The sequence below is a fragment of the Ruegeria sp. AL11 genome, from assembly GCF_056540865.1.
Genome location: NZ_JBQFXO010000011.1, coordinates 175,679 through 192,778 on the forward strand (window position 1 = coordinate 175,679; position 17,100 = coordinate 192,778).

Here is a 17,100-nt window from a genome sequence, read left to right on the forward strand (position 1 = left end):
CCACTAGATAGGTTAGAAAACCGCGATGCGCCTGCCGAATTCTCCTCAATATCTGCCTAATTCTCTGACCGTCAGGATTCTGGCTAGCACTGACCTCTTGCGCGAAATATGCTGAATGAGGCAGTGGGGATACCATGACACAACATGATTTAGTTGAAAAAATCTGCGAAGCTGTGGGCGGACGGGCAGAACACGCTGCTTTCTACCCGACCGCATTGGACGGTTTCGGCCTTCTTCATGATGTCAAAACGAAATCAATAGAAGCGCAGGTGTATGAACCTATTGTCTGCCTAGTTCTACAGGGGAAGAAAGAAACACGTATCGGCGATCGCCTTGTTCACTTCGGTGCAGGCGACTCTCTGATCGTCAGCCATTCACTTCCGGTTTTGGCCGCTGTCACCGAAGCAAGTCGGGAAAAGCCCTATGTCGGCCTCGTATTCTCTTTGGACTTGACCATCTTACGTGGTCTCTACGACTCTGTCGGCTCAGAACCTACTGAAATCGAAACAGTCCAAAGCCTTGCCGCATCAAAAGCCTCGCCCGATCTGATTGACGCCATGGCTCGCCTGTTTCACGCCAGTCAAAACCCTACGGACGCAAAAATTCTCGCACCGATGATCAGCCGTGAAATCCACTACCGACTCCTACAAGCAGATCACGGTGGCATGTTACGGCAAATGCTATGGCGCGACAGTGCCGCCAGCCGTATCGCGCGCGCAATAGACATCATTCGCGCGGATTTTCGAACAGCCCTGCCCGTCTGCGATCTGGCACAAAGCGCTGGCATGAGCGTTTCTGCCTTTCACGCCCATTTCAAAACGGTAACAGCCACCTCTCCACTGCAGTACCAAAAAGACCTCAGGCTGCTGGAAGCCCGCAGGCTATTGTCGCACGGTTCGCTCAGTGTGTCGCAAGCAGCTTTTGAGGTTGGCTATGAAAGCCCGACCCAGTTTAGTCGGGAATACTCGCGCAAATTCGGAGTGCCACCTCGTCAGGACATCGGGTCAAAATGCATAGCTTAGAAACTAAAAAGGCCGGGCTGAAAACGCGGCCTTTGTAATCTGGAATGTCAGCGAAGATTAGTTCTTCGCGTAGAATTCGACAACCAGGTTCGGTTCCATCATGACTGGGTAAGGCACATCGCTCAGGCCCGGTGCGCGTACGAAGGTCGCGGTCATTTTCGAGTGGTCGGCGTCGATGTAGTCAGGAACATCACGCTCGGCCAGAGCAACAGCTTCCAGAACAACTGCCAGTTGCTTGGACTTGTCACGCACTTCGATCACGTCGCCTTCTTTGACACGGTAGGACGGGATGTTGACCCGCTTGCCGTTCACTTTGACGTGGCCGTGGTTCACGAACTGACGTGCAGCAAAGACGGTCGGTACGAACTTGGCGCGGTATACAACGGCGTCCAGACGGCGCTCCAGCAGACCGATCAGGTTTTCACCGGTGTCGCCTTTTACTCGCTCAGCTTCGGCGTAGATGCGACGGAATTGCTTCTCAGTCAGGTCGCCATAGTAGCCTTTCAGCTTCTGCTTGGCGCGCAGCTGCAGACCGAAGTCCGACAGTTTGCCCTTGCGGCGCTGGCCGTGCTGGCCGGGGCCATATTCACGACGGTTGACCGGGGATTTCGGACGACCCCAGATGTTTTCGCCCATCCGGCGGTCGATTTTGTACTTGGCAGACGTGCGTTTGGTCACGGCTGATCTCCTTTAAAGTGGCATTTCAGCTTGATCCGAAAACCGGTTCCCACTTTTCGGGCCGAAATAGCGTCTCCGCTCGGACCGGGCAGTTCCAGTTCAGACCAGGCGTGGTGCCGGGTTATAAAGGGCGTTGTCCTCTTGAGGTTTCCCCCATGACAGGCATCCCCTTGCGGGGGCCACCAACACCAATGAAGCCGCGCTTATATCCGCAGAACTGTCAGAGTCAACACGTCCCGACGGCCCTGCTTAAATTTCTTGAAGGGTTTTTAGGCCAACGGGTTCAGCGCCAGCTAGGTAACCAAACCTATGAAAAGAAACCCGGCGCGGATTTTCCCGGAAACGCCACCACCTGTGCAGTCGGTTGCGGTACGCTCTGCAGGTCGACACCGGCATGCGTTACTTCGCTAATCCAGAAATCCTGATCCCGAGGGGGACAGCCAGTGTTGAACACCAGAGTCGGCCATTGTTCGTCATCGGTGATAACCAAATCTGCCGAAAAGCGCTGCGCCCCATTGGTCAATGTGACCGAACCGCAATACTCTCCCGAGATCTCTTGCGGGGCTGAAAACGCGTCGCGGGTGCGCACAGGGGTCGCGCCCATATTTCCCAGTTGCTCAAGATTTTGCTCCGCCACTTCGCCCAACACCAGCGCCTGACCACGCCAGGACCATGCGGACCCGACCGCCAAAAAGGCCAAAGGCGCTGCCTCAAGCCCATCAAGCTCAGTTTGATTCCATGAAATGGCTACACGACCGTTATATCCGGCTCTCATATACCTGCTCGCACTTATCAACACCCCACCCAGTACTCAACCCGCTTTATCAGGGGAGATTTCGGCGGAAAAGAGACAGAATTTGAGCAATCACGTGAATGTTGCCGAATAGAATCAACTATCCGCGAGCAAACCTGTGCCACCCAAGCTCCCTTAAGCGCGCATAGGGACGATAAGTATATGATATTAATACAAATATTTGAAACTCTGAAACCGCAGGCGGCCGTAACCGCTCTGCAGTTTCAGCCTGAGACTTCCCGTTCACACCTCAACTTCGACCTTGCCGATCGGGTTTGAACAGCACGCCAGAATGTAGCCTGCTGCTATGTCATCCTCGGAGATACCGCCGTTGTGAACCATGTGAACCTCACCCGAGGTCTTTTTGATTTTGCAGGTGCCGCAAACGCCAAACGTACAGCCCGAGGCGATGTTCAATCCAACCGCACGTGCGGCGACCAGAACCGTATCTGTCTCGGCAACTTTGGTGGTGACACCCGAGGTCGCAAACACGATTTCGGCGGCGCTGTCATCGTCAGGAACGATATCATCCAGATCGGGCTGATCCGCTTCGGTCTCAACCGGAGCTCCAAAGCTTTCCTGATTATAGTTGTCCATGTCAAAGCCAAGACCCGACAGAGCTTCACGGACAGCCTGCATGAACGGTTCCGGACCGCAGCAATAGACCTCACGGTCCAAATAGTCGGGAGCCATGAGACCCAGCATCAGCTGGTTGAACTGACCCTGATAGCCGGTCCAAGGGCTGTAGCGATCCGCTTCCTCAACCACAAACTTCAGATCCAGACCCGGCGTCCGACTTGCCATCTGTTCCAACCGTTGGCGGAAGATGATCTCAGACGGACGTTTGGCGCAGTTGATGAAGACGACATCCAGATCGCGGCCTTCGTCCCACATGCAGGTCGTCATCGACATCATAGGAGTGATGCCCGACCCCGCCGAGATGAACAGATATTTGGGGGCGGCGCTTTCAGCATTGGTAAACAGACCCGCCGGGCCAATCGCCCGCATCCGCATACCTGGCTGCAGATTGTTCAGCATCCAGCGAGTGCCGATGCTGTCCGGTTGCGCCTTGGCCGTAATCGTGATGGACCGTGGACGCGATGGGGATGACGATATCGTATAGGTCCGATGCACAACGCCTCCCGGCTGCCCCGGCGCCGGAATCTCGAGCGTTAGGAACTGACCTGGATGGTAGGCAAACAAGGCTCCGGAAGGGGCGCGGAACGTAAAGCTGGCGGTGTTTGGCGTCTCGGGCACGACCGAGACGCATTCCAGCGTCTCGTCATCCTGCCAGACCGAGGCAACAGCGTTCAGATCTTTCATCTCCGTCACTCCGCCGCCATCGTGTCAGGTGCAAGGTGATGCGCCAAAGCGCTGCAATACCAATCGGTGAATTGCAGAACACCGGATTCCTGGATCCCAGAATACGGTCCCGGCACATAGGCCGGACTGTTGATGCCTATCTGGTTGTCTTCCACCACACGGCGATCTTCGTCATTGGTGGCCATCCAGACCTCGGTCAGACGCTTGACGTCATAGTCGACCCCTTCGACCGCATCCTTGTTGACCAGCCATTTCGTGGTGACTTCGGTCTCGGTCGGGCTGACCGGCGTGATCCGGAAAACAATCGAATGATCGGCCAGGAAGTGGTTCCACGTGCTGGGATAGTGGAACTTCAACAACGTCCCCGCATCTGCAAAGGGCGAACGGCCAAGAAAGCGACGCACCGCGGATTTACCGTCCAGAGTGTAGCTTTCCGCCCCTTCCTTCAGCGGCATGCGCGCCAGGCGGTATTGCCCGTCATCATGCAGATAGAACTGCGACGGCATTCCCGCAGCCTCGCAACGGTCGAAGTGAGTTTGCATGAAGGCCGGGGTTTCCCCCCCTTCGATACCGGTTACCGAGGGATCATCAGGGAAGGTCCGGCACAGCGAAGGGTGATTGCCACCGCAGTGATAGCACTCACGGTTGTTTTCCCAAACCAACTTCCAGTTACCCTTTTCGATGATCGTGCTTTCAAAGGCGACCTTGGCGTTGCTTAGATCATGCGGCTCCAGATAGGGCCGTGCTCTATTCGCGAAAGTGTCGAAATCGGGCGCTTCATCCGCAAGACAGATATAGATCAGCCCGGCCAGTTCACGGCAGTGAACGGTTTTCAGCCCGTGTTGTTTGGGGTCGAAATCAGGCCCCATATCACGCGCCCACAGCAATGAGCCGTCAAGCTCATAGGTCCACTGGTGATAGGGGCAGACCAGTTTGGGCGAGTTCCCCTTGGCCGCTTTGCAGATGATTGACCCGCGATGGCGGCAGGTATTGTGGAAGGCCCGGATCTGGTTGTCCGCGCCGCGCACAATGATCACGCGGTATGCGCCTACAGTGTAGGTCACATAGTCGCCTGTTTTCACCAGTTCACATGCCGGAATGGCAAATAGCCAGTTGCGGTAGTGGATGGCCTCAAGATCCGCCTGAAAGACATCTGGATCGGTATAGAACGCCTGTTCAAGGGCATAGGCCGGGTTTCGACGCACCAACAGGCTTTGAACGTTGCTCACTTCTGGCTCTCCTGCCGCGCCCGCGGCTCAGCTTGGGCAGATGACATAAGAGGCCAGTCCGGAGCCGTGCGAGGATCACGTCCGAAACTTGTGCCCCCACCGCCACCCGCGGTTTGACATATATGCAAGGCTGGTTTCCGGACTTGAAAGGGGCTTGCGCCCGGTCTCGACACCTTCCCGGGATCCTCGTCCCAGTGGTCACCTGTCGAACCTGACCTTTCTTACCGTTGCGGGGGCAGCGCCGGAATTGCACCGGCTTCCCAATTCTCTGCCGCCTGAGAATCAGACAGCAGCACCTCACATGCGCAACCTACTCGGGGATGGATTCGTGGCTGAAAGCCTTGCGACATTTCCAGAAACAAAACAGACATGCCCAGCAGAAATGGAAACCTGAAACAAGTCCGTGGTTTGAGGCAAGGACAAGAAAACCGAATTCACCCGTGTTGCGATGTGTCCCACAAATGCGCGTGCATAAAGGGCGCAATCGCAAGTGTCTTGCCCCCCAGCTTTTCAACCGATCCTGCAGTGAGCTCAAGCGTCATCCATGCCTCGGGGATCGTCAGAAGGTCCGGATATGGCGTCTCTTTGTCGGTCGGAACAAACCCGAATAAGGGGTAGAATGTCGGCACGCCCAACACGAAGACAGCGTCTGTTCCAATGAACCTCAAGTGCTTGATGCTGGTCTCCATCATCTCTCTGCCAACACCGCGGCCTTGATGCTCGGGCGAGACACCGCAGGGTGCCAGAAGATAGCATCTTACGTCTGGGTGATCCTGGAAAACTAACGGGGTGAACATGACATTGCCCGCGATCTGCCCGTCACGCCTTACGCTGATTGAAATCGTTTCCGGATGCTCAAGGAGATCTTCGGCGAGTTGAGCGATTTCGTCACCTTCTGCTTCGCCAAAAGCCAGCCTATGCAAATTCAAGATGGCATCGGTTTCTGAACGGTTCATGATCCATCCCTATCCTGAGCTAAACAGCCTGCACCGCGTCATGCTGCGCGAGATTATCCGACCGACGCCCCAGAGGTTGCATTCCACGAGCTTCCGCAAGACCAGCCGCTCAGGTCAATATGTTTCTTCGTACAATCGGCAGCGTGCGTCTGTGTCCAGATGTGCGGTTGTCGCGATCTCGGATTGTTTGTGGGCTTGGTACAGCTCGGCAAAGCCCTCGGGGAACCAGCCGGTCACGACCGAGTTGTTTACGAACCGGTCGAGCGCATCTTCCAAAGTCTGAGGCAAGCGCACCAGCCCTCTTTGGGTAAGTTCTGCGACGTCCAAAAGCGAAAGATCCTCTTCGGTTGGAACGGGAGCGGGTAGCCCTTCATTGATCCCCTGCGTCCCGGCCATGACAACCGCAGCAAGCGCCAGATGAGGCGAAGCTGCAGCATCCGCCGCACGGTATTCGATGTTGAACTGCCCCGCGATTGAGGCTGGGTCTTTTGCGGTCACCGGACAAATCCGCAAGGAAGCCTCGCGGTCGCGGAAACCCAGATTATTGAAAGCCGCAGACCAACGATGCGGTGTCAGGCGTTCATAGGAGATCACCGAAGGCGCTGTCAGAGCCAGGATCGCATCCAGATATTTCAGAACTCCGGCGGCGAAAGCGCTCGTCAGGTCCGACATGCCGCAGGGCCCGTCTTCGGCGTAGGTCAGCGGCGCGCCACTATCGTCCACAAAGCTCATATGGAAATGAACCCCATTCCCAACGCTCGCGACATCGCGAATAGGGGTATAGGTAGCCCGTTCGCCATAAGCCTGTGCAGTCGCATAGGTCAGTTCGCGTACCATGATGGCCGCGTCCGCCGCGCGAACACCCAGCTCGGGGCCTATGACGACCTCATATTGGTTTGGCCCATATTCCTTCATGATCGAATCCGGCTTGAGACCGACCTGAGAAATCGCATTGATCAAGGTCTCGCACAGATCCCGCTGCAGGCCAAAGCCGCGGTGACCATAGGCTTCGTTGGCCTGGCTTGGCGGATCTTTCAGCTGGAACTCATGCTCGAACGCGGCCAGCAAATTTGCTCCTGAGACCTTGTGCAGCCGCTCCAGCGCCGCCCTTAACAAACTGCGCGTGCAGAAGTCCCAAGGGTCTCCGTCCAGAGTGACGATATCGCCCATAAGAAAGTGCAGGCCGGAGTCTTCGCCGAACTCGACCTTTGCCTCGGCCGTGGCGTCCGGGATCAGAAGAAGATCGCCCAGCGCGCCAAACGGGCTTTCGGCAATTCCGTCAAAGCAGTTGATCTGGACATTCGTAGGTGTCCACCCGACGCCGCGCTGCAACCGCTTGTTCAGTTGATCCGTCGGAAACGCCTTGCCCCGCAATTTACCGGCAAGGTCAGAGGTGGCGACGAACATCAGGGGGGTTTTGGGCATCATGGGTTGGGGTCCTGGTTGTGGGATCGCATGGCATCCCAGGCTTCGATGCGGGACTTCGTCTGGTCCCAGTTGTCTTCGGCAATACGCGTCACCAGCGCCTCGGTGACAGCAAGGGCCGCTGTGTACGTATCCCAGAGCGTGCCGCTTTCGATCGGAACTGGCAAGATTTCTGCCGCATGGCGGGATATGGGAGACAACCATTTGTCTGTCATGAGAACAACGCGAACCCCTCGGTCCCGCGCGGCAGTCGCGGCCAATCGCGCCAGCGCAGGTTGGTAGCGACGAAAATCGACCAGAAACAGGATATCCGCAGGTTTCATCCGCAGCAGGTATTCCGGCCAGACCTCATTGTTGGCTGGAAGATGATACACACCGCTGCGGGTTTGGCGCAGGTGAAAAGACAGGTGCTGCGCGATGGTATCACTGATCCGACCGCCCAAAATATAGACATCGCTTTTTGGCTGGCTCAGTACCGAGCATATGCGCTGAAACTGCGCCTCGGTGATACCTTCTGCCGACAGCGCCATCTGAGACGAGGCGCGCGCGATGAAATCACGTAAGAACCCTCCATCAACACTGCGCCCTTCGCCGTGCAGATCGGTGGGCGAGCGTTGGCCTTCTTTCAATTCCGACAAGAGAGCACGTTGGAATTCCTGATAGCCGCCCAGTCCGATCTTGGTGACAAACCGAGAGATCGACGGGGCCGATACCTCGGCCCGGCGCGCGAGTTCCTGAATCGTGACCAGACCCGCATAGGGGTAGTCGCTGAGCAAGGCAGCGGCCAGCTTGCGCTCGCTCGCGGTCATGTTTTCCGCCTTCGCTTCAATTCTCTGCCTAACCAGCAAGCGGCACCTCCTGATCTGAATGGATCGCATGGAATAAAAATTTCAGTCAATCTATTTTTCATTGACTCTGAAAAAACTTGTTCTCTAACTTGGACCACATGAACACTTCAGCCGCGACCCAAGAACTGCTGGTCGCCGGGGATCCCGCCCCGGTGGAATGGGTGAACCCTGACAGTGATGCGAAGATCGCGCTGCTCTGCGAACACGCCGGGCGCGCGATCCCGAAAAAGCTGGGCAATCTTGGCGTCTCGGAAGAGGTGCAGGCCAGCCATCGCGGTTGGGATATAGGGGCCGAGGCTGTGGCCCGGCAATTGGCTGACCGGCTACGGGCCCCTTTGATCTTGCAGCGCTATTCCCGGCTTGTGATTGATTGCAACCGCCCAATCGAAGCCCCGGATTCAATTCCACCAAACAGCTTTGGAGAGCAGATCCCAGCCAATCTGAACTTGACCGTTGAGGATCGCAAGGCGCGTCAGCGTGAGATCATGGCCCCTCTGAACGCAGCCATTGAACATATGCTGGACCGGGCACCGCGCGTGCTTGCGGTGTCGATCCATTCCTTCGCCGCACAGGTCGATGGTGAGGCGCGGCCTTGGCACGCCGGGTTTCTGACCCGCGTTGACCCGACCACGGGGCAGGCCGCGATCGACCATATCTCGGCCCTACGTCCCGATCTGCACATGACGTTGAACCAGCCCTATCAGATCGACAGTGAAAGCGACTGGTTCATACCGCATTTCGCCGAACCGCGCGGACTGGCACATTCGCTGGTCGAGATCCGCAATGACCTGATCCGCGATACAAAAGGCGTCGAAGATTGGGCGCAGCTTCTCGCCGAAGCCTTTACCCGGATATTGGAGACCAAGACGTGAGTTTGACCCGAAATGTTCCACTTATCCCATCGCAATCCGCGCTGTTGTTCATTGACGTGCAGAACTATTCGGCACACCGGGAAGGAGCCGAATTCAAAGAATTGCCTGAGGCCGAATTCAATGAGGAATACGGCTGGTTTTTCGATCAGCTGGACAACCGCGTGATCCCGAACATGCAGGCCATACAGGCCGCCTGCCGCACTGCCGGCGTCGAGGTCATGTACACCAATATCGAAAGCCTGACGCTCGACGGGCGGGACCGGTCACTGGACTACAAGATAACGGGTTTTCATGTTCCCAAGGGCAGCTGGGACGGAAAGGTCATTGACCAGATCGCGCCCCAAGGCGATGAGATCGTGCTGCCGAAGACGTCCTCTTCGGTGTTTGTGTCCACGCATGTTGACTACATCCTGCGCAACCTTGGCGTTCGCCAAGTTGTTTTGTCCGGTCTTTTGACGGATCAATGCGTCGAAAGCGCCATCCGTGACGCGTGTGATCTGGGCTACCTTGTCACTCAGGTCGAAGATGCCTGCCTGACTCATACGCAGGACCGGCACGACAATTCTCTGCGCGCGATCAAAGGCTATTGCCGACAGGTCACCACAAAAGAACTGGTCGAGGAATTGGCCGGTGCTTGATCTGAACGGCATCACCAAGACCTTTGGCGGGGTCCACGCCGTCGAGGATGTGACCATGTCCGTCGAACCGGGCGAAGTGCGCGGTCTGATCGGCCCCAATGGCGCAGGCAAGACGACGCTGGTCAACCTGATCTCTGGGCTGTTAACCCACTCGGCGGGCAGCTTGTCGCTGGATGGCGAGCCGCTGGATAACTTGCGCGCCCACGAACGCGCGGCGCGCGGTGTGGCCCGGACGTTTCAGAACCTGCGGGTCTTTCCAAGCCTCAGCGTCGCGCAGAACATCGACGTCGCCCGCTATTCCGGCCGCGGCGCCGAAATCGTCGACGCCGCGATCCCCGAGTTCGGCCTGTCGGACAAGCTCAACCACAATGCCGGGTCGTTGGCATATGGGCAGCTTCGGCGGCTGGAGATCGTTCGCGCGCTGGCCCTGAACCCGCGTATCCTGATGCTGGACGAACCCGCCGCGGGGATGAACGAACAGGAAACGGACGCTCTGGGCCGGTCACTGACATGGGTGCGGACACATTCGGACTGCGCGATTTTGGTGATCGACCACGATCTTAAATTCATCATGTCGCTCTGCGACAAGATCACTGTTTTGAACATGGGTGCCATCATTGCCCAAGGCGCACCCGAAGAAATAACCAAGAACCAAGAGGTTATCGACGCTTATCTTGGCGAAACCGATGAACGTGCCGCGTGACGCAGGCGGCTTTCAACAGGAGAACAAGTATGAAGAAGTTGACCCTTACGACTCTGACCGCCATGAGCCTCGCCCTACCCGCGGTCGCTGAAGATACGATCAAGATCGGACTGGGCGTGCCGATGACAGGTGATCTGGCAATCTATTCCGAATACCTGGGCGCGCGCTGTATGGCCGATATGATCAACGCCGACGGTGGTGCTGGCGGCAAGAAGATCGAAGTCCTGGTTCAGGATTCCGCAGGCGACACGCAGGCGGCCATCTCGTTGGCGCAGAAGTTCCTGGACGAAGGGGTTGTGATGCTGGGCACCACGCCGTTCTCGGACACGATGATCCCGGTAGCTCAGATCGCGCAACCTTATGGCGTTTCCATCTTCCAGCCGCAATCCACGCAAGTCGAGATGCACGCGGGCATTGTGGACAATTTCTTTACCGGTGTCTCACCCGATCCATTCACGGCAACGGCAGCTGCCAACCACGCGCTTAGCGAAGGGGTCAAGAATGTGGTTCTGCTGACCTCGGACGAAGGCGGGTCGTGGTCTGCCCGCACCCCGCTGTGGTTCGGTCAAGTGATCGAAGAGGGCGGCGGCAAGGTGCTGGCGAAGATGAACTTCAGCTTTGGCACATCGGACTGGTCACCTCAGATCGCTGACATGAAAGCACTGGGTGAAGAGATCGACGCCGTTTATATTTCGTCGATCATGCCCGATATTGGTGTGCTGGTTCGACAGCTGCGCAGCGCCGGGATCGACGCTTGGGTGGTCGGCTCGGACGGGTTTGACGATCCATCGCTGGATGCTGTCGCGGCTGATGATCCTGCGATTCTCGACAAGGTGTTCTTTGCCACGCTGGCCCCAAGCCACGACGAAAGCGCCGTGGTCAAGTTCATGGCGGACTGCAAGGATTTGGGCCACGATGTGCCCGGCTTGTTCCCAGCCACCGGTGCCGACACAGTCAAGGCCGTTGCCTGGGCGGTCGAAACCTCCGGCAGCAGCGACCCGGCGGTGATTGCGGAAACGATCCGCACGGCCGAGTCGATCCCGGTTCTGACAGTCGACAGCATTTCGTTCAAGGATACGAAAACCTATGCCCAGCGCACGATCCCTGTGATTGGCTACAAAGATGGCAAGCGGGTTCTGATCTCGAACGAAATTCCCGAAAACACACCGAAAGACTGGAACTGAGCCAAAAGACGGGGGCGGTTCCAGCCCCCGTTTCCAATCCCATGCTGAATGTTGAAAACCTGATAGTTTCTCACGGTCCGATCGAGGCCGTGCACGGCATCTCTTTCGCCGTGGAGAAGGGCCGCTGTGTGTCCTTGCTTGGGCCCAATGGCGCGGGCAAGACCTCGACCATCTCAGCGCTGATGGGGGTGGTCAAGTCCTCGGGCCGGATCACCTTTGACGGCGCCGATATCTCGGCCCTGCCTGTGGAGGCTCGAGTGCAGGCGGGTATGTCCGTGGCCCCGGAAGGGCGGCGGATCTTCTCGAACCTGAGCGTCGAGGAAAATCTGGTTCTGGGCGGCGCGACCCGTTCCGACCGCACGGCCAAGGATGCCGACATCACCCACTGGCTTGAGACCTTTCCAATCCTTGGCGAACGCAGGGACCAACCGGCGGGCACCCTGTCAGGCGGAGAGCAGCAGATGCTTGCCATTTCCCGCGCCTTGATGACACGCCCCAAGATCCTGCTGCTGGACGAACCCAGCCTGGGTCTGGCCCCCAAGATCGTAAGCCAGATTTTCCAGATGATCGAACAGCTGAAGGCGCAGGGAATGACGATCCTGTTGGTCGAACAGAACGCAACGCAGGCGCTGCGCCTGTCGGACTACGCTTACCTTTTGAACAACGGTCGGGTCGTGGCCGAGGGCACCAAGGAAACACTGGGCCAAAGCAGCGCGCTTATGGCGGAACTGACGGGGATCGCCTGACATGGAATACGTGGCCCAGCAGATGATGAACGCGCTCGCCTTTGGTGCGGAATATGCGCTGATTGCACTCGGACTGGCGATTGTCTTTTCGATCATGGGGCTGGTGAACTTTGCCCATGGTGAGGTGATCGCGGTTGGTGGCTATACGATGGTGGCCTTTGCGGCACTGGCACTGAACAACCCATTCATCGTGATAGGCGGAGCGATCGCCGCTGCGATCCTGATGTCCCTCTTGCTGGAACGCGTGGCGTTCCGACCCGTGCGATACGCGGACCCGACAACCGGCCTGCTGACCGCCTTTGGTGTTTCAATCATTCTGCAGAACGTGTTTTTGCTTGCGGTCTCACCACGCCCGGTGGCTGTGACGTCTCTGTATTTCCTCGACTGGCCCGTGCAGCTTTTGGGTGTTCAGGTATCTTCCCTTCAGGTGTTCGAGGCGTTGACGACGGTGCTGGTGATCGTCGGACTGATGCTGTTTCTCAAACGCACAACACTGGGTCTGGCCATGCGCGCCGCCTCGCTGGATTTTGAGATGGTCCGCATGGTCGGCGTCAAATCCAACAGGGTGTTTGCGGTGGCCTTCATGGTGTCGGGCCTACTGGCCGGGCTGGCCTGTATCTTCATCATGGCGCGGCGTGGATCGGTTGATCCGCATCTGGGGTTCAACCCGGTCCTCAAGGCCTTCGTGGCCTGCGTCGTCGGAGGGTTTGGCAGCCTGCCCGGAGCCGTGCTGGGCGGCTTTCTTCTCGGCGCGATCGAGGTCGCCATGCTAGTCCTACTGCCGCAGGAATATGGCGGCATGAAAGACGCCTTTGTCTTTGGAATCATAGCCCTCGTTCTGGTCTGGAGGCCGGATGGCATCCTGTCGCCCCCGACTGAGAAAGGGGACAAGATATGATCCTGAACCCCAGTCAGAAACGCGGGTTGGTGGGTGCTGCGATCCTGGCCGCCGTATTGATCGCGATTGGGCTGATCGTGACCTATTTCGGCTCTCGCTATCAGCTTCGGCTGGTATACAGCGCCTACGTGAACTTATTGGTCGTTCTGGCCATGCAGTTGTTCATGGGCAATGCGCGCCTGACCAACCTCAGCCACAGTGCCTTCATGGGGATCGGTGCCTACGTGGCCGCGATTTGCGTGACGCCGGTGACGGTCAAATCCATCTCTCTGCCGGATGCGCCTTGGGGGTTGAATGCCTTCTCGTTTGATCCGGTCAGTTCGGCGCTGCTTGCCATTGTGATCACCGCGGTTCTGGCCCTAATCGTCGGACTGTTTGTCGTGCGCCTGACAGGGTCTGGAGTGACCATCTTTTCCCTTGCCGTCCTGGTCATCGTGCACTCGGTATTCCTGTACCGCACCGACATTTTCAAAGGAAACCAGGCGTTTTTCGGCATTCCGCAGGTGTTCTCACTGACGTCTATAGTAATCTTGTCCGTATTCGTTGTGTTCATCGTGCGCCTTTTTCGCGAAAGCCGCTGGGGCATCCAGCTGCGTGCTTGCGCCGATGATGAGGTCGGAGCCGCCGCAATGGGTGTAAACATTCGCCGGTTACGCCTGATTGCCTGGGTCCTGTCAGCCATCCTGCTTGCAGTCGCCGGGATTGCTTACGCTTATTTCCTTGGCACGATCAGCGCACGGCCCTTCTATTTCAACCACGTCTTTCTGACACTCGCCATGCTGATCCTTGGAGGAATGCGGACAGTCACAGGTGCGGTTCTGGGCACGCTTTTGATCTCGTTCGGGTTGGAATGCGTGCGCTGGCTGGAAACCGGCCCGGTCCTGCTGGGCATCGACCTGCCCGAAGTGCTGGGCCTGTCGGGTATTGCACTGGGAACGGTCATCGTTCTGACTATGGCCCTGCGCCCCGGAGGGATCATGGGTGATCAAGAAATCGAAGACCTGGTTCTGAAAAAACAGGAGTAAGTCATGGGTTGCAACCACACTATTCACAAACACAACCACCATTTCGGTTGGGACAACTCCATCGAACCCGTCCTGAGCGTCGACCCCGGCGAGACCGTTGAGGTCGAAACCATCGACAGTTCGGGCGGGCAGTTGAACGCTTCCTCGACCCTGGCCGATCTGGGTAAGCTGTCTTTCGACGCGGTCAATCCGGTCACAGGGCCGATCCACATCAAAGGAGCCGAGCTCGGCGATACCGTTGCCGTGACCTTTCTGGATTTCAAACCCTCGGGCTGGGGTTGGACCGCCAACATCCCCGGTTTTGGCCTGCTGACCGATCAGTTTCCCGACGCGGCGCTTCATATCTGGAACTATGATTCTACCGCGATGACCCCTGCTCTGTTCGGCCCTGGCGGGAAGGTACCGCTCAAGCCGTTCGTCGGCACAATCGGCCTGGCGCTGGCCGAGCCGGGTCTGCATTCCGTCGTGCCTCCGCGCCGGGTCGGCGGCAATCTGGACATCCGCGACAATTGCGTGGGGACAACGCTTTACCTTCCCGTCGAGGTGGCGGGCGGGATGCTGTCTCTGGGGGACACCCACGCGGCACAAGGCGATGGCGAGATTTGCGGCACCGCCATCGAAAGCCCTATGGACGTGGCCATCAAAATCGACCTTCTCAAAGGCGAAAACCTGCCCTACCCCCGGTTTGAAACCAACGGCCCCGTCACCCGCCATTTCGATACCTCCGGCTACAAGGCGACGACAGGCATCGGTGAGGATCTCATGCAGGCCGCCCGCGATGCAGTGGCGGGTATGGTCGACTGGATCTCGGCCACGACGGGGATGTCAGCGCTTGATGCTTACATGCTCTGCTCGGTCTGCGGCGATCTGCGCATCAGTGAGATCGTGGATATCCCGAACTGGGCGGTCTCATTCTACTTTCCGAAGACCGTTCTGAACTGAAGAATGCTGCAACTCCTGAGTGTCGGAGCTATGCGGTCGATGTCGGAAGCCGTCAGCCGTTCAAAATACGTCCGCAAGTAAGCGATCTTTTCAGTAGGTGTTCTTCGGCCTCGATTGTTTCGCTATCGTGACGACTGCGTCAAGCGTCTGACGAGCGGTTCACTTGCCCATTTTGTAGTGCGCCATAAACATGGCGATGCAATCGTCCATTACGCCCTTGGTGGTCGGGTTCTCGCCCAGGAAAAACTCTGGCCAGAAAAAGAAGTTTTTGACGAGTGCCAAGAGCTGGTTGGTCGCGAAGACCGGATCGGCTCTTCGGATTACGCCAGCGCCCATGGCTTCGCCGATCAACTGCGTCATCGGGTAGTCGTGCGTTTCTGTCTCCGTGAAGAATTTCCGAGAACGATCGAGGTCGCGGATCAGCTCTGAAAGGACCATGCGGTTTAGACCAATTGCCGTCTCTTCCGTTATGACCGAGATGTACCCCCAAAGAGCGTCTTTCAGCTGCTCCACGAAGTCACGGCTTGGGTCATAGGCAACCGGCTTCATACTCCGGTTCTGCTCCAACATGATTTCTGAGATTGCTTCGAAGAGAGCCTCTTTGCTTTCGAAATGATTGTAGAGTGTGCGACTCGAAACACTTGCTTTTTGGGCGATTGAGGTCGTCCTGGCCCCCAGAAATCCTTGTTCCCGAAACTCATCGATGGCTGCATCGATGATATCTTTTCTTTTCTTTTCAGTACGTTTCACGGATTTCGCCTCAAAAAGTAAAAAAGTGTGTTTACAAAATTCACCTCCTCAACATAAGTAAACAAGGCGATTTACTTTAGCAAGGTGCAATCCTGCTCGACCTCGAAAGGACCCATACCATGACCTCCGAAACTTTCATCGCTGGCAAAAACGCAGTGACCTTTAAATCTTTTGGCGTGGATTTGGCCGGTGATCTCTACCTGCCCGAAGGTTTTGATGAGACCAAGACCTACAAGGCCATCGTGGGAGCCAGCCCGTTCCCGCAGGTCAAGGATCAAATACCAGCGACCTACGGCCCTGAAATGGCGGCACGTGGCTTCATCTATTTCGGTTTCGACTATCTGGGCATGGGCGATAGCCCCGCACTGCCCGGCGAATTCAAACATTCGCGCTATAACTTCCGCCTGATTGAAAACACCTGGGACGCGGTTTCGTACCTGGGTACGCTACCCTTCGTCGAAGAAATCTATGGCCTGGGCGTCTGTCAGGGCGGTCAAACCATCGCATCGGCAGCGGTGACAGACCACCGTATCAAGAAAATCGCTATGGTGTCGGGCATGATGGCGTCGGACGCGTTCCAGTGGACCGACCGCGAAATGGCCAATCAGATGATCGACGCAGCAAATGCCTCGATGCAGAAGCAATATGAAACCGGCGAGCCAGACTACGTTGTACCGTTCGGCTTGAACGACGAAATGTCTCGTGAAGAGTTCACGGTAGCGGCCGCCTACCCAGACATGGCTGGCGAAACCTATGACTGTTACGGCCGTGATGGTGCTAAGGGGCCGGTTGCAGTTCCCAACTATACCAACATGCACATTGCTGATCAGCCCATGCAGTCTTTGTTCTCAATTTGTGAAGCCTATGCAGATAAAATCGTGCAGCCCTCGCTGACCATCTACGGTACAAATGCCTCCACAGCGATCTGCTCGACCGCATTTGTCGAGAAACTGACCAATGACCACAAAGAGCTGGCGTTTGATGAATTCAGCCACGTAGACTTTTACTACAAGCCCGAGGCCGTGAATGCGTCGACCGATGCAGTGGCAGAGTTCTTCAACAATTAAC

Annotated in this window: 18 protein-coding genes and 1 riboswitch; of the genes, 10 read left to right on the top strand and 8 right to left on the bottom strand. The window is 57.0% G+C overall.

Features of this window, described 5'->3' with window-relative positions; all coding sequences use genetic code 11:
* The first annotated feature begins 215 nt into the window (after positions 1-215).
* On the top strand, positions 216-1,022 hold the full coding sequence (locus ACR0IP_RS18380) for an AraC family transcriptional regulator (RefSeq protein WP_480527122.1): 807 nt from the start codon (positions 216-218) through the stop codon (positions 1,020-1,022).
* 57 nt (positions 1,023-1,079) lie between these two features.
* Here ACR0IP_RS18380 and rpsD read toward each other — a convergent pair whose 3' ends face one another.
* The 7 genes from rpsD to ACR0IP_RS18415 all read right to left on the bottom strand — a co-directional run bounded on the left by rpsD (position 1,080) and on the right by ACR0IP_RS18415 (position 8,304).
* Positions 1,080-1,700, bottom strand: a complete 621-nt coding sequence (gene rpsD / locus ACR0IP_RS18385) for a 30S ribosomal protein S4 (protein ID WP_170374584.1) — start codon at positions 1,698-1,700, stop codon at positions 1,080-1,082.
* A gap of 307 nt (positions 1,701-2,007) precedes the next feature.
* Positions 2,008-2,475, bottom strand: coding sequence for a hypothetical protein (locus ACR0IP_RS18390; protein ID WP_480527124.1), 468 nt, complete (start codon positions 2,473-2,475; stop codon positions 2,008-2,010).
* A gap of 261 nt (positions 2,476-2,736) precedes the next feature.
* Positions 2,737-3,816, bottom strand: a complete 1,080-nt coding sequence (locus tag ACR0IP_RS18395) for an FAD-binding oxidoreductase (RefSeq protein ID WP_480527125.1) — start codon at positions 3,814-3,816, stop codon at positions 2,737-2,739.
* 5 nt (positions 3,817-3,821) lie between these two features.
* The gene (locus ACR0IP_RS18400; protein WP_480527127.1) at positions 3,822-5,045 is read right to left on the bottom strand and encodes an aromatic ring-hydroxylating oxygenase subunit alpha; all 1,224 of its coding nucleotides are present in this window, start codon (positions 5,043-5,045) and stop codon (positions 3,822-3,824) included.
* A gap of 111 nt (positions 5,046-5,156) precedes the next feature.
* A riboswitch (cobalamin riboswitch) is annotated at positions 5,157-5,360 on the bottom strand.
* A 119-nt stretch (positions 5,361-5,479) separates the two neighbouring features.
* Positions 5,480-6,001: a GNAT family N-acetyltransferase gene (locus tag ACR0IP_RS18405; RefSeq protein ID WP_170689228.1), complete on the bottom strand. Its 522-nt coding sequence runs from the start codon at positions 5,999-6,001 to the stop codon at positions 5,480-5,482.
* A gap of 114 nt (positions 6,002-6,115) precedes the next feature.
* The gene (locus ACR0IP_RS18410) at positions 6,116-7,426 is read right to left on the bottom strand and encodes a type I glutamate--ammonia ligase (RefSeq protein WP_480527210.1); all 1,311 of its coding nucleotides are present in this window, start codon (positions 7,424-7,426) and stop codon (positions 6,116-6,118) included.
* A complete protein-coding gene (locus tag ACR0IP_RS18415; protein WP_419738483.1) occupies positions 7,426-8,304 on the bottom strand; it encodes a MurR/RpiR family transcriptional regulator in 879 nt (292 codons plus the stop codon). Before ACR0IP_RS18415 ends, ACR0IP_RS18410 begins: the two co-directional genes overlap by 1 nt.
* 68 nt (positions 8,305-8,372) lie before the next feature.
* Here ACR0IP_RS18415 and ACR0IP_RS18420 point away from each other — a divergent pair, with 68 nt between their 5' ends.
* The 8 genes from ACR0IP_RS18420 to ACR0IP_RS18455 are packed head-to-tail and all read left to right on the top strand — an operon-like array spanning position 8,373 to position 15,282.
* Complete coding sequence (locus tag ACR0IP_RS18420; RefSeq protein WP_480527130.1) at positions 8,373-9,146, top strand: N-formylglutamate amidohydrolase; 774 nt, start codon at positions 8,373-8,375, stop codon at positions 9,144-9,146.
* Entirely contained in the window at positions 9,143-9,784 is a 642-nt protein-coding gene (locus ACR0IP_RS18425) for a cysteine hydrolase family protein (protein ID WP_170643163.1), read from the top strand. Before ACR0IP_RS18420 ends, ACR0IP_RS18425 begins: the two co-directional genes overlap by 4 nt.
* On the top strand, positions 9,777-10,487 hold the full coding sequence (locus ACR0IP_RS18430) for an ABC transporter ATP-binding protein (RefSeq protein WP_480527133.1): 711 nt from the start codon (positions 9,777-9,779) through the stop codon (positions 10,485-10,487). Before ACR0IP_RS18425 ends, ACR0IP_RS18430 begins: the two co-directional genes overlap by 8 nt.
* A 29-nt stretch (positions 10,488-10,516) precedes the next feature.
* Complete coding sequence (locus ACR0IP_RS18435) at positions 10,517-11,671, top strand: ABC transporter substrate-binding protein (protein WP_170664703.1); 1,155 nt, start codon at positions 10,517-10,519, stop codon at positions 11,669-11,671.
* 41 nt (positions 11,672-11,712) lie between these two features.
* Entirely contained in the window at positions 11,713-12,417 is a 705-nt protein-coding gene (locus tag ACR0IP_RS18440; RefSeq protein ID WP_170689224.1) for an ABC transporter ATP-binding protein, read from the top strand.
* Position 12,418: 1 nt separating this feature from the next.
* Positions 12,419-13,315: a branched-chain amino acid ABC transporter permease gene (locus ACR0IP_RS18445; RefSeq protein ID WP_170689223.1), complete on the top strand. Its 897-nt coding sequence runs from the start codon at positions 12,419-12,421 to the stop codon at positions 13,313-13,315.
* Positions 13,312-14,340 (top strand): branched-chain amino acid ABC transporter permease, encoded by a 1,029-nt coding sequence (locus ACR0IP_RS18450; protein WP_480527135.1) that lies wholly within the window; start codon positions 13,312-13,314, stop codon positions 14,338-14,340. The genes ACR0IP_RS18445 and ACR0IP_RS18450 overlap by 4 nt, the downstream gene beginning before the upstream one ends.
* A gap of 3 nt (positions 14,341-14,343) precedes the next feature.
* On the top strand, positions 14,344-15,282 hold the full coding sequence (locus tag ACR0IP_RS18455) for an acetamidase/formamidase family protein (RefSeq protein WP_480527137.1): 939 nt from the start codon (positions 14,344-14,346) through the stop codon (positions 15,280-15,282).
* Between the two features lie 159 nt (positions 15,283-15,441).
* On the opposite strand, the gene ACR0IP_RS18460 is transcribed toward ACR0IP_RS18455, so the two are convergent.
* Positions 15,442-16,032, bottom strand: coding sequence for a TetR/AcrR family transcriptional regulator (locus ACR0IP_RS18460; RefSeq protein WP_480527140.1), 591 nt, complete (start codon positions 16,030-16,032; stop codon positions 15,442-15,444).
* Positions 16,033-16,151: 119 nt separating this feature from the next.
* Here ACR0IP_RS18460 and ACR0IP_RS18465 point away from each other — a divergent pair, with 119 nt between their 5' ends.
* Complete coding sequence (locus ACR0IP_RS18465) at positions 16,152-17,099, top strand: alpha/beta hydrolase (protein ID WP_480527142.1); 948 nt, start codon at positions 16,152-16,154, stop codon at positions 17,097-17,099.
* The last annotated feature ends 1 nt before the right edge of the window (position 17,100 follow it).